Genomic DNA, 12,688 nt, shown 5'->3' on the forward strand with positions numbered 1-12,688 from the left:
AGGCAACGATTTCGAACATGAACATCCAAAGTTTTCTCGAGCACCATGGCATCGTTCGCAATCCCTTTGCCGAAGAGGATGCGCAGACCGACCAGGTCTTTAAAGAGCATTGCATTGCCAATGCCTATCACCCGGTTTGGGACAAGGTGTATGGGGATCCCACCGAGCCATCGACCGCGATGGTATTTGGTCCCAAGGGGTCTGGCAAAACTGCGATGCGATTGCAGATTCTGCGGCATTTGAACAAGTTCAATTTGGAGAACCCGGCGCGACGTGTCTTTACGATCGCCTATGACGATTTCAATCCCTTTCTGGATCACTTTAGCGAGCGGATGAGCCGGCGTGCCAACCGCAAACCCGAGCGGGTGTTGAAGGAGTGGAAGCTGTGGGATCACATGGATTCGATCCTGTGTATCGGCGTGACCAAGTTAGTGGACCAGGTATTGAAACCAGACCAGGTCGACGACGGGGTGGATCGCGAGTCGCTGGCAAAGCTGGATCGCACCGCGGCGCGTGATTTGTTGTTGTTGGCGTCTTGCTACGACCAGTCCAGTGACGGCGCGTTCGTCGAGCGTTGGAACACGTTGCGGCGGAAGCTGGGTTTCGGAAATGTCGCAGCCAAGGTTAGTTGTTGGTTCGCGATTGGATGGTGTGTGTTGGTCGCGATCGGGTTTTTGTATCTGATGTTCCGCGGTTCGCCGGAGGTTGCCGAGGGTGCCGAAGAAGCGACCAAGACGGTTTGGGATTATTTGTGGTTGGCGCCGCTGTTGATGTTGCTCGGTTCGCTGCCCTACCTGATTCGTTTTTTCAAGACCTGGTGGGCTGCGGTTCGTATCCGCCGGCACATGCGCGTCGGCAAGCGTGAGATCGGTTCGGTGCGCAATGTGTTGCATTCGATTCCCGCCAAAGAACTGGCCAGCCAACCGTTGCCACGGTTTGATCGCACCGATGATCGCTATGAGTTGTTGAATAAGTTTCAATCGGTGATCGATCGGTTGGGATACAAAGGGATCATCGTGTTGATGGATCGCGTTGATGAGCCGCACATGACCGGCGGCAAGCCGGAGTTGATGCGATTGTTCGTCTGGCCGCTGCTGGACAACAAATTGTTGAAACATCCCGGCGTCGGATTCAAACTGATGTTGCCGCAAGATCTGTATCGTGACATGGAACGCGAGTCACGCGATTTTCATGAGCGTGCGAGATTGGACAAACAGAACGTGATTCCGTCGTTTCAGTGGACCGGAGAGTCGTTGTACGATTTGGCACGGGCGCGGATGATCGCTTGTGCGGCGCCGGGCAAGTCACCGGAGCCGAAAGATCTGTTTGCCGATGTGGACTATCAACGTTTGATTTCCGCGTTTCACTCGCTGCGAGTGCCACGGCACCTGTTTCGGTTTCTGTATCGCGTGTTGGTCGATCATTGCAATCGCTACACTGACGCTAATCCGGAATACAAGATCAAGTCCGAGACGTTCGAAACGGTGTTGGCGGTCTACAGTCGCGAAGTCGATTCGCACACACTGTGAACGGCGGTCGGGACGACGAGCCATTGTCCGGCAGCGAACGATTGACCGGCAGCGAGCCATTGACGGGCGGCCGAGGGGATGCCGACTGGCAATCCAAGGCGGCGATGATTGTGCCGTTGGTGATCTTTTTCTTGCTCGGTGCGGTCATCGATACCCGTCCATTGGAAGACGGGGTGGAGATCAATCCGCTGGCATATATGGGGTTGGTGGGTGCCCGTGTGCTGCTGATGACACTGGCGATCGTTTGGTTTTGGCCGCGTATTCGCAGCCAATTTCCGGTCTCGGTCGATCAGAGCGGCATTTGGGTGGGCGTGATCGGCGCGGTGATTTGGATCGGGGCGTGTGGTTTACAGCTCGAGCGTGGTCTGTTGACGATGCTGGGGATTTCGACCGATTGGTTGCCGGCGCGAGAGGGTGTGAATCCGTTTGCCGTCTATTCGCCAGGAACGGAGCTGGCGTGTTTCCTGGTGATGCGATTTGCGCTGTTGGTGATCAGTGTCCCGATCGCCGAAGAATTGTTTTTACGGGGATTTGTGATGCGCGCCGTCGAGTCCGAGGATTGGCCGTCGCTACCGTTGTCGCGGATCACGGCGACCGGTTTGGTCGCCGGGACGCTGTACGGAATGGTGTCGCATCCGGGGGAACTGGTGGCCGCGGGGTTGTGGTTTTCGCTGGTCAGTTGGTTGATGGTGCGGACTGGAAAATTTTGGAACTGTGTGCTAGCCCATGCCGTGACCAATTTCATCTTGGGCGTTTATGTTTGTTGGTACGGCCAGTGGTATCTGTGGTAGCGGGGATCTGTGGGAAGCGGTGGGCTGGTCTTGATGGCGAGTCAGTCTTACCTTGGATAGTTCACGCGCGCTACGCAGGAGGCGAGGGAACCGATTGGCAGCAACTGTCCCGTCGATCTCCAGCGTCTGAACTACCCCCGCGGGGATGGTGCTCCGGTAGCTCCATGCCCTTGATCCTCTCACTTTAGGCCGGTTTTCTGTTCAATCAATCCAATGAATTCGGCACCGCGCCGTGTTCGATCATCGGTCTGGGAACGGCGGTGCCGGGCCAAGAAGTGACACAGGATGATGCGTTGGCGATGTCCAGCGACATCATTTGCCAGGACGAACGTCAAAAGCGATTGCTGCGGATGTTGTTTCGCAAATCTGGGGTAACCAGTCGCCGGACTGTGATTCCCTGGAAGACGGCCTATTTTTGGAACAAGGATGGCGGCGCGGCAGGTCGTGGACCGGGAACCGGGGACCGTATGTCCCTGTATGAGCGGTATGCCCCGCCGCTGGCCACCGAAGCCTGCCGCCAGGCGATGGGAATGGATGCGTCCGATCTGCAACTGGTGCCGATACGCGAGCGGTTGGAAGGCTGTGACCCGCTGGGGTCGGACGGCGAGGTGCAATCAGACGGTTTTGGGCCGATTTCCACACCGCTGAAGATCGATCCTGCGTCGGTGACCCATCTGGTCACCGTATCCTGCACCGGATTTGCCGCTCCCGGATTGGATTGGCATCTATTCGACGCGCTGGGGCTTTCACCGCAGGTTCAACGGGTTCAAGTCGGATTCATGGGCTGTCACGGGGGGATCAACGGGCTGCGTGCCGCGCGGGGATTGGCGGCGGCCGATCCGGATGCGGTCGTGCTCTTGTGCGCCGTGGAATTGTGCAGTTTGCACTATCGAATGAGCTGGGAAGACGAAGCGATGGTGGGCAATGCATTGTTCGCCGATGGATCAGCGGCCGTGGTGATTGTCGGCCGCAATCGAGTCGCGGAGTTTTCGCAGGGGATTTCGATCATCGATTGTGCATCGATTCGGATTCCCGACAGTGATGATCAAATGTCGTGGCGGATCGGCGACCACGGATTCGACATGACATTGACCGGTCAGGTGCCGGGCAGCATCCAAGGGCATTTGCAAGAATGGCTATCGCAGTGGTTGGCGCCACACGGATTATCGCCTGAATCGATCGGGGATTGGATTGTGCATCCGGGGGGGCCGCGAATTTTGGATGCGACCGAGCAGGCGTTGGGATTGCCCGAAAACGAACTGGGGCATTCGCGCGAAGTGTTGTCGGAATTGGGCAATATGTCGTCGCCGACGGTGCTATTTGTACTGCAGCGAGCCTTGCGGGCTGGCAACACCGGGCCCCGCGTGGTGCTGGCTTTTGGCCCCGGGTTGGTCGCCGAAGCAACTCTTTTGGGCTAGCTGGCGAAGTGAATTGGCATTTCGTCTTGTCCGCCGCACTAATTTTGCTAGGCTCTAAGGCCCCCGTGACGGCTGCGCCGACTTGCCAGCCCAGGAACTAACACATTCATTCTGAGGCCGAGAAGTCGGCGCAAACCTTTTGGAGAATTAAGTAGGTGGGTACAAAGCGAACTGGGAAAGGACGTCGGAAAGTAGGCCGAAAGAAACGACGCATGCGCAGCAAGATTCGTCACCGCAAGAAATAGGCTGTCGTTGAGTTCCGTTGCCAGCGCCATGTTAATCCGGCGTCTTGCGGAGCTCCGAGGCCAAGTCGACTTGCCCGGTGATCGATCACTGATCAAGAACATTGAACGACCGTGGAACGATCCGCGGTCGTTTTTTTATGTCATCAGGCGTTTTGAAGTTGCGGTTTTGCGTGGGGCATTGGTTTTTGGTAAGCGCGAAGCGTGAGCGAGGGATCTTGTGAACACCCTAAATCCCTCGCTGGCGCGTCGCACTTGCGATCAACGCGCCCTCTCAACACTCGCTCCTCCGCCAACTCAATCACCACACTGCCAAGCTGAATTGGGATATCGACTTGACGATTGGCAAGTTGGTAGGATGGTGAAGCAATCATCGCTGAGATGCGCTGTCCCCCTGCCCCGCACTTTTTTGGACTGGTTCTGCACGAATGGGTTTGTACGAACGCGACTATGGTCGTGAGGATGAAATGTCGCCTTGGGATCGACATCAGCGGTCGCAACAGCCCAAGAGCATGACCATCATTTTGGTGGTCATCACGGTCGCGATTTACTTCATTGACATGTTCACCGGAGAGCAGTTGGGGCCTGGCGACAGACAAAGTCGGCTATTGCCTTGGTTCGGATGTTGGTCGGAAACGCTGCTGCGGCCCTGGCAGTGGTATCAGTTTTTGACCTATGGATTTTTACACGATCAGAACAGCCTGATGCATGTCGGGTTCAACATGTTCGGTTTGTGGGTGTTCGGCCGCAACGTCGAACAGCGGATGGGGCGGTGGGAGTTCCTGCGATTCTATTTGGTGTCGATGTTTGTCGGCGGCGTCGCGGGTTGTTTGACCTACTGGGCGATGGGCATCGACAATGGGGTGGTGATTGGCGCAAGTGGCGCCGTGATCGCGGTGACCATCATGTTTGCCTGTTACTACCCGCAGGCGACCATTTTGTTGATGTTTGTGATCCCGGTGAAAGCCTGGGTGGTGGCGGTGATCTTTGTCGTCACCAACTTGTACGGTTCACTGACGATGTTGTCGGGCCAGGCCGCACAGGGGGGCACGGCGTTCACCGTGCACTTAGCGGGCGTGGCGTTTGCACTGCTGTATTATTTCCAGCACTGGAATCTCAATTGGCTTGATTTTTCCGATTCGGGGCGGACATTCCGCCAGTCGATCCGCCGTACGAAGTTGAAGATCCATGACCCTGACCAGAAGCTGCGTCAGGAAAACGAGGAAGTGGACCAGATTTTGGCTAAAATCCATGCTTCGGGCGAGCAGAGCCTGACGCGGTCCGAACGCCGTGTCTTGGAGCGACACAGCCGCCGGCAGCGTGAAAAACGCAATCTCGATTAATCCACGTCCAATCCAACCCCGTCGATCCGAATGAACCAGCCGCCGCCTAACAAATCGAATTCCCCCGTCACGCTGGGGCGTCGTGCAGCGCTGGGTTCCGCCGGGCTGGCGACCTTGACCGCTTGGTTGGCGCGACCGCTGCAGGGGTTGGCTGATGATCCGCCGGAAACGCCACCCGAAAAGCCAATCGAGCAGCCCGCAGAAAAAACGAACACTCAACCGCAGCAACCCGCTCCGCCATCCGACACGCCGCCTCCGTATCTGGATCGAATCGGATTGCAGTTGTATACGGTTCGCGATCAGATGGCCGAGGATCCGGCCACCACACTCAAAGCGATCGCGGCGGCCGGCTACAAGCAGGTCGAGCTGATGAAGATCAATCGTGATTCTCTGCAGATCGCTGCGATCGCACGTGACAACGGTTTGATGGTACACAGCGGATTCCTGGATTGGCGAACGATCGCCACTCCGTCCGCCGACGGTGTGATGCCGGTCGAGCAAACGGTTGAGATGGCCGAACGGATCGGGTTGCGGCATGTCGTGTTTGGCTACATTGATCGAAAATCTCGCGAGACGGCCGATCAATGCAAGGCCATCGCCGAGCGAGCCAATCAGGCCGCGCGTCGAACGCGCGACGCTGGAATGCGGATGGCCTATCACAACCATTCGTTTGAATTCGCCAAGTTGCCCGGTGCTGACAAGGCGGCCTATGACATTTTCATCGAGCGATTTGATCCCCAGTTGATGGATTTTGAGCTAGATGTGTTTTGGGCCAAGCTAGGTGGCCGCGATCCGCTGGATTTAATGAAACACCTTGCCGGACGAATCACGATGCTGCATTTGAAAGATTTGAAAGCTGGCGTTGGTGTGATTTACGACGAGGGGAATGTTCCCGAAGATGCGTTTCAGGAATGTGGTGATGGTGTGATTGATCTGCCGGGTGTGATGCGATTGGGCAAAGAAATCGGTGTCCAGGAATGTCACGTCGAACAGGATGAATCGCCGGCGCCGCTGGAAAGTATCGTTCAGAGTTATCAGTTTTTGTCTGGAAAAAAAGCGTAGCAGGAAGCAACCATGAACATTACGAGCCACCGGTCACCGCAGGGGGCGATTCCCGGTCAACACCGATCCGACGTCACGCTGAACCGCTGGACTAGGCGTCCCTGGTTCGGAGCGATCGCGGTCACGATTTCATTGTGGGCACTGTCGGCGGCAAGCGTCGTTGCGGCGGGGCCGGAAAAGCCATTGGCGGTGGACCAGCAGGCGCCGGATTTTGATTTGCCGGTGCAGGGGCAAGACGACTATGTGTCGTTGTCTGATTTGGCCAAACAAGGACCGGTGGTGGTCATCGTTCTGCGCGGTTATCCCGGTTATCAATGTGTGATCTGCACGCGTCAGGTCGGTTCGTTGCTGAATCGGGCCAATGCGCTTGCCGCGGCGACCGGCAACCAGCCACGTCGAGTGGTGCTGATCTATCCCGGCCCGGCCGAGAAGCTCGAGCGGCATGCCAACGCGTTTTTCGGATCGCGAAAAATGCCGGAGACGTTTGTCGTCGTTCGTGATCCGGAAATGAAGCTGATCAGCGAGTGGGGATTGCGTTGGGACGATAATCGCGAGACCGCTTATCCGGCCGCCTACTTGATTGGACCAGGGCGGCGTGTCAAATGGGCCAAGGTCAGTGATTCGCATGCCGGGCGTGCGAGCGTTGATGACATTTTAAAAGCGATCAAGAACAACCTTTAATTCTTTTCACGGAGCGCCACCAGCGTGACTGCACGGATTCACATCGTCGGAATCGGCGACGACGGATTAGATGGATTGACCGGATATGCGACGTCACGGTTGGCAGCGGCCGAAGTGTTGATCGGATCGAAGGCATTGTTGGATCGGATTCCGGCCGACCACCCGGCCGAGCGTTTGCCCTGTGACGGCGGTTTGTCGGAACTGAAAAAATGCATGAGCAATTTGCCGGATAAGCCGACGGTGATGCTGGCCAGCGGCGATCCGTTGTTCTATGGGATCGCAAAATTTTTGACCGATACGATCGGCAAGGAACGGTTTGAAATTGTTCCCAATGTCAGCAGCATGCAACTCGCCTTTGCGCGGGTGAAAGAGAGCTGGGACGATGCCTACCTGTCAAATCTGGCAATCCAACCGCTGGACCGTGTTGTGGATGCGATTCGATCGGCCGAGCGAGTCGGACTGTTCACGACCGATGAGATCCCGCCCAGCGCGGTTGCCGAGGCATTGCTGGACCGCCGGATCGACTACTTCACCGCATTCGTCTGTGAAAATCTGGGCACGCCCAACGAAACGGTGACACAGGGTGATTTGGAATCGATCCGCGGCCAAACCTTTTCGCCGTTGAACGTGATGGTGTTGGTGCGTCGCAGCGGCGCCGCGGATTTGCCACGTGGCCAAGGCCGCAAACGGTTGTTTGGAAACCCCGATGACGTGTTTTTGCAATCCCGTCCCAAACGCGGTTTGTTAACACCATCCGAAGTCCGCTGCATTGCGTTGGCAGAGTTGGATCTACATCGCGAATCGGTGATGTGGGACGTCGGCGCGGGCAGTGGTGCGTTGGCGATCGAAGCCGCGGGGATCGCCGATAGCGGCAAAGTGTTTGCAATTGAAATGGACGCCGAGGATTACAACTTGATGCTTCAGAACGCCGAGCGTTTTGATGTGCCATCGCTGGTGCCGATTCACGGCCAAGCCCCTGATGCCTGGGCTTCGCTGCCAGATCCGACGGCGGTTTTTGTCGGCGGCAGCGGTCGCATGGTGCCCGACTTGGTCGCCGGTGCCGCAGAACGACTGAAGGCGGGACGACTGGTCGTCAATGTCTCCAGCCCCGACAACCTGGTTGCGGTGCAGTCGGTCTTGGATCGAGCGGGATTTCGTGTGGAAGTCCGAATGATCAACATCGCCCGCGGTCAGCAACAACTGGATCGCGTTCGATTTGAATCGCTGAATCCGACCTTTTTGATCGTCGGTGGCAAATAATTCGAGCGGATTGGAACTAGGTGAGTGGGGCTGTTGAGGTGCGGCGGCTAGTCTATCGGGACCGGTTTTCGACTTTTTGTCCTCGATTCGAGTCGCGTGCATCATGCAGGTTCGCAAGGCAGTCATCACGGCTGCGGCCCCCCATCAAAACCAGATCCCAACGCAACAGTTGGTCAATCGAGACGGCAACGACAAATCGGCGCTGCAATTGATTCTGGATGAGGTGTTGTCGTCGGGTGTGGAAGAGATTTGTGTCGTCGTTCGCCCCGGCGACCAAGACGCATTTGAACAAGCCGCCGGCGACTTGGTCGGCAGTCTGCGGTTTGCCGAACAACCGGAGCCACTGGGATATGCCGATGCCATTTTGCGGGCGAAGTCGTTTGTCGGTGGTGCGCCGTTTCTGCACCTCGTCGGCGATCATTTGTATTTGAGTGCGATTCAGGTCTCGTGTGCCAAACAGTTGATTGATGTGGCCACCGAGTTTTCTTGTTCCGTGTCGGCCGTTCAGTCGACGCGAGAGAATAAGCTGCCCTACTTTGGAATTGTCTCTGGCACCCGTGTGCCACAACATGAGGGTGCGTTCGAAGTCCAGCGTGTCGTCGAGAAACCGACACCCACCTATGCCGAGCAAGAACTGGTCACACCGGGGCTGCGCAGCGGTCACTACCTGGGCTTTTTCGGAATGCATGTGTTGACCAATGACATTATTCCCGCGCTCGAGCAGGTGACCGGGGATTCGTCGTTGAACAAACCGACTCTGTCCGACGCGCTGGAAGTGCTGCACACACATCACAAGTACATGGCCTATCAAGTTCGCGGAACCCGCTACAACTTGGGGGTCCCCTACGGCCTGCTGATCGCTCAGTTGGCGATCGGTTTGTCAGGCCGAGATCGCGATCACATTTTGACCGAAATGGTTGAATTGTTGGCCAGTCGTCCTGGGCCGGAAAGCACTGGTGCTGGAAACGGTTTCAGCGGAGACGCGGTGGTATGACCAATCGACTGATTGAAATCATCCAGTCACAAGAGGATGCGGTTCGCCACCTGGCGCTAGAAACCGTGATTGCCGGATGCGACTCCGATGCGTTGTTGGACCATTGCCGAGAATTGGATGATTTCCGTCGCCAAGAATCCAACTTGTACGCCCAGGTCCGGGCATTGTTTTTTCTGTCCGCGATCCATCGCTACCATCTGCCGGCCCGTCTGCAACAGGAATCGGATCAGCAGGGGGTTCCGAATCCGGATGGCCGGATTCCTTACGATGGCTACGAACATCTGTTGTCGCGTCGTTTTGTGGAAGCAATCGATGTGTTCGCGAAATGTTTACAGCAGTCCGGCGCGAACGATGCGATCTGCAGCGCGCTGGCACGGTCCTATCATCAGTTGGCGTTTCAAACGTTAGCCGATCAGGTACGAAAGAGTGTCCGCACGGTACGGGGTAATCAATGGATGTTTCGTTTAGGGCATCCCAGCGATCATCCGCTGCGGCTGCGACGCGAACTGTTGCAGGCCGATGTGTCGAGCGGTGCGATGCCAATCCTGTGCGAGACCACGGCGGTGCGAATGGATTTGTCGCACAGTGCCTGGAGCGATATTTTCTTTTTGGGGATGGACTATCCCAGCGGTGCGAGGGTTTTGAACCTGTCCATCGACTTAGGGGTTCGTGGCCGCGACGACCAACCTCGACCGCCGATCGAAACTTATTTGCGTGTGATCGATGAACCGGTGTTTCGCTTCGCCAGCGTGGACCTGGGGGTCACCGCCGACGTCACGACGATCGCGGAGATGTTTGATTTTGCGCGTGACTATTTGGGGCTACTGAAGGCTGCCGTGATCGCCGCGGGGATCGTACCGCCGGGGCTGGAGGGTTGCGGACGACCGATCAGCGAATTGTTGGAACAACTGATCGGGCCGGGCAAGGGATTGGAGTTGGTCAGCAAGATCAATGACATCCCCAAAGGATCTCGGCTGGCGGTTTCGACCAACCTGTTGGGATCGTTGATCGCGGTGTTGATGCGTGCCACCGGACAGGTCAAATCATTGAGTGGTGGATTGACCGAAGCGGATCGGCGGTTGGTCGCTGCGCGAGCGATTTTGGGTGAATGGATCGGCGGCAGTGGCGGTGGATGGCAAGACTCCGGCGGCGTTTGGCCAGGGATCAAGCTGATTTGCGGTGCCAATGCGACCGAGGGAGACCCGGAGTTTGGCATCAGTCGAGGACGTTTGATGCCGGTGCACGAGGTGTTTGATCACCAGCGAGTCAGTCTCGAAACCCGCCAGCAATTGCAGGACTCGCTGGTCCTGGTCCATGGTGGGATGGCACAAAACGTTGGCCCGATTCTGGAGATGGTCACCGAGCGTTATTTGCTGCGAAGTCAAAAAGAATGGCAGGCCCGTCGTCAGGCGATCGGTATCTTGGATGAAGTGGTCGCAGCAATTGAAGCGGGGGATATCAAAGCGATCGGTGATGCCACGACACGCAATTTCGAAGGCCCGCTGCAGACGATCATTCCCTGGGCGACCAACCGATTCACCGACAGGATGATTCAGGCCTGTCGTGAACGTTATGGGGAACAGTTCTGGGGATTTGTGATGCTGGGCGGCATGTCCGGCGGCGGCATGGGATTTTTGTTCGATCCGCTGGTCAAAAATGCAGCCAGTGATTGGTTGCGCCAAGAAATGGTGGCTGTAAAAACAGAACTGCAAACATCGCTTCCGTTTGCCATGGACCCCGTGGTCTACGACTTCAAGATCAATGATGCTGGCAGTTGGGCCGAGCTGCGACATGGCTGCGATGCGCCGATGCCCGATCGCTATTACCAGTTGGTGGTGCCCGGTTTATTGCGTCGGCCGATTCGCGAGTTGTCACCCGATCGACGTGCCGAACTGCAGACGATCGGTCGCCGTTGTACCGACGGCCAGATCGCTGCGGCCAGTTCGTCGAAACTGTTACAAAGCATTTTGCCACGCGATGATTCGGACCCACAGGTGACGGGGTCTTTGCATGAATTGTTGGATCAAATTGGTTTCGACAGCGAACAGCATGAACAGATTCGAGCGGATTTAAAGAACGGTCGGATCGGTCTGGCGCAGAACCGGTTGTCGCCGAGCACCACGATCGGTGATGTTCGCCCAGAACATGTTGTTGATGTCAGAATGGGGTGTGACCAGGCGGATGTGGCCGCCGGCAGCGCCGCAATTGCGACCGGCCAGGTGGCAGTGGTCACACTGGCTGCTGGAGTTGGTAGTCGTTGGACCGAGGGCGCCGGTGTTTGTAAAGCGTTGCATCCATTCAACCGGTTTGCCGGGCGTCATCGCAGTTTCTTGGAAGTGCATTTGGCCAAGAATCGAGCCACCACGCACGACCACGGTGGCCGCATTCCACATGTCTTTACGACTAGCTATCTGACCGACGGACCGATTCGAGATCACTTGGCGATCAACGACCAATTCGGGTTTGCCGACAACGTGCATGTTTCGACCGGCAAGAGTGTGGGGCTGAGAATGGTGCCTGCGCTACGGGATCTACAGTTTTTGTGGCAGGAGACTGCGGAACAGGTATTGGACCAGCAACAACAAAAGGTCCGTCAAAGTGTTCGTGCAGCGCTGATGAACTGGGCACAGGCGACCGGCGAAGGAAACGACTACACCGACAATCTGCCCAGCCAGTGTTTGCATCCGGTCGGGCACTGGTACGAAGTGCCGAATCTGTTACGAAATGGCATGTTGGCCAAGTTGCTGGGGGACCAGCCCGCCCTGCGTTATCTGATGCTGCACAACATTGACACGCTGGGAGCCAATGTCGATCCAGGGTTGTTGGGGCGACACATCAAGAGCGCGTCTGCGCTCAGTTTCGAAGTCATCACGCGACGATTGGAAGACCGCGGCGGTGGGTTGGCGTTGGTCAGCGGTCGCCCGCGTTTGGTCGAAGGTCTGGCGATGCCGGACGAACAGGTCGAGTTTGAATTGACTTATTACAATTCGATGACAACATGGATCGACATCGACCAGTTGCTAGGCGTCTTTGGACTTCGCCGCGATCAGTTGGGAAACCAAACCGAGGTGGATGCGGCTGTGCGACGGTTGGCCAAACGGTTGCCGACGTACATCACATTGAAGGATGTCAAGAAACGTTGGGGACATGCTCAGGAGGACATCTATCCGGTCGCCCAATTCGAAAAGTTGTGGGGCGACATGACGGCGCTGCCGGAATTGCAGTGCCAGTTTCTGGTCGTGCCGACGCGGCGCGGACAGCAGCTCAAGACTCAGGACCAGTTGGATCCGTGGAAATTAGATGGATCGGCGGACTACATTGATTCACTGTGCCGATGGGCAGAATGAGGGGGAAAACGGTTTCATGTT

The 12,688-nt window shown here is 56.8% G+C and carries 9 protein-coding genes; all 9 read left to right on the plus strand.

The annotated features are described in order from the left end of the window. The first annotated feature begins 17 nt into the window (after positions 1 to 17). Positions 18 to 1,529, plus strand: coding sequence for a hypothetical protein (locus NHH03_RS22785; RefSeq protein ID WP_253160003.1), 1,512 nt, complete (start codon positions 18 to 20; stop codon positions 1,527 to 1,529). Beyond that, entirely contained in the window at positions 1,526 to 2,320 is a 795-nt protein-coding gene (locus tag NHH03_RS28270) for a CPBP family glutamic-type intramembrane protease (protein WP_253160006.1), read from the plus strand. Before NHH03_RS22785 ends, NHH03_RS28270 begins: the two co-directional genes overlap by 4 nt. Positions 2,321 to 2,580: 260 nt before the next feature. Continuing rightward, entirely contained in the window at positions 2,581 to 3,738 is a 1,158-nt protein-coding gene (locus NHH03_RS22795; RefSeq protein WP_253160008.1) for a type III polyketide synthase, read from the plus strand. 670 nt (positions 3,739 to 4,408) lie between these two features. Next, a complete protein-coding gene (locus NHH03_RS22800) occupies positions 4,409 to 5,323 on the plus strand; it encodes a rhomboid family intramembrane serine protease (protein WP_253160010.1) in 915 nt (304 codons plus the stop codon). Positions 5,324 to 5,353: 30 nt separating this feature from the next. Then, on the plus strand, positions 5,354 to 6,385 hold the full coding sequence (locus tag NHH03_RS22805) for a sugar phosphate isomerase/epimerase family protein (RefSeq protein WP_253160012.1): 1,032 nt from the start codon (positions 5,354 to 5,356) through the stop codon (positions 6,383 to 6,385). Positions 6,386 to 6,397: 12 nt separating this feature from the next. Continuing rightward, on the plus strand, positions 6,398 to 7,066 hold the full coding sequence (locus NHH03_RS22810; protein ID WP_253160014.1) for a redoxin domain-containing protein: 669 nt from the start codon (positions 6,398 to 6,400) through the stop codon (positions 7,064 to 7,066). A 24-nt stretch (positions 7,067 to 7,090) separates the two neighbouring features. Further along, complete coding sequence (gene cbiE, locus NHH03_RS28275; protein ID WP_253160016.1) at positions 7,091 to 8,326, plus strand: precorrin-6y C5,15-methyltransferase (decarboxylating) subunit CbiE; 1,236 nt, start codon at positions 7,091 to 7,093, stop codon at positions 8,324 to 8,326. Between the two features lie 103 nt (positions 8,327 to 8,429). Next, complete coding sequence (locus NHH03_RS22820; protein WP_253160022.1) at positions 8,430 to 9,320, plus strand: sugar phosphate nucleotidyltransferase; 891 nt, start codon at positions 8,430 to 8,432, stop codon at positions 9,318 to 9,320. Beyond that, on the plus strand, positions 9,317 to 12,667 hold the full coding sequence (locus tag NHH03_RS22825) for a UTP--glucose-1-phosphate uridylyltransferase (RefSeq protein WP_253160018.1): 3,351 nt from the start codon (positions 9,317 to 9,319) through the stop codon (positions 12,665 to 12,667). Before NHH03_RS22820 ends, NHH03_RS22825 begins: the two co-directional genes overlap by 4 nt. The last annotated feature ends 21 nt before the right edge of the window (positions 12,668 to 12,688 follow it).

It is taken from the genome of Stieleria tagensis (assembly GCF_024129865.1).
GTDB classification, from domain to species: domain Bacteria; phylum Planctomycetota; class Planctomycetia; order Pirellulales; family Pirellulaceae; genus Stieleria; species Stieleria tagensis.

Excerpts from the sequence above, each read along its gene's own strand:
- NHH03_RS22825 (WP_253160018.1), top strand. The coding sequence starts at position 9,317 with ATGACCAATCGACTGATTGAAATCATCCAGTCACAAGAGGATGCGGTT.
- NHH03_RS22800 (WP_253160010.1), top strand. The coding sequence starts at position 4,409 with ATGGGTTTGTACGAACGCGACTATGGTCGTGAGGATGAAATGTCGCCT.
- NHH03_RS22810 (WP_253160014.1), top strand. The coding sequence starts at position 6,398 with ATGAACATTACGAGCCACCGGTCACCGCAGGGGGCGATTCCCGGTCAA.
- NHH03_RS22785 (WP_253160003.1), top strand. The coding sequence starts at position 18 with ATGAACATCCAAAGTTTTCTCGAGCACCATGGCATCGTTCGCAATCCC.
- NHH03_RS22820 (WP_253160022.1), top strand. The coding sequence starts at position 8,430 with ATGCAGGTTCGCAAGGCAGTCATCACGGCTGCGGCCCCCCATCAAAAC.
- NHH03_RS22805 (WP_253160012.1), top strand. The coding sequence starts at position 5,354 with ATGAACCAGCCGCCGCCTAACAAATCGAATTCCCCCGTCACGCTGGGG.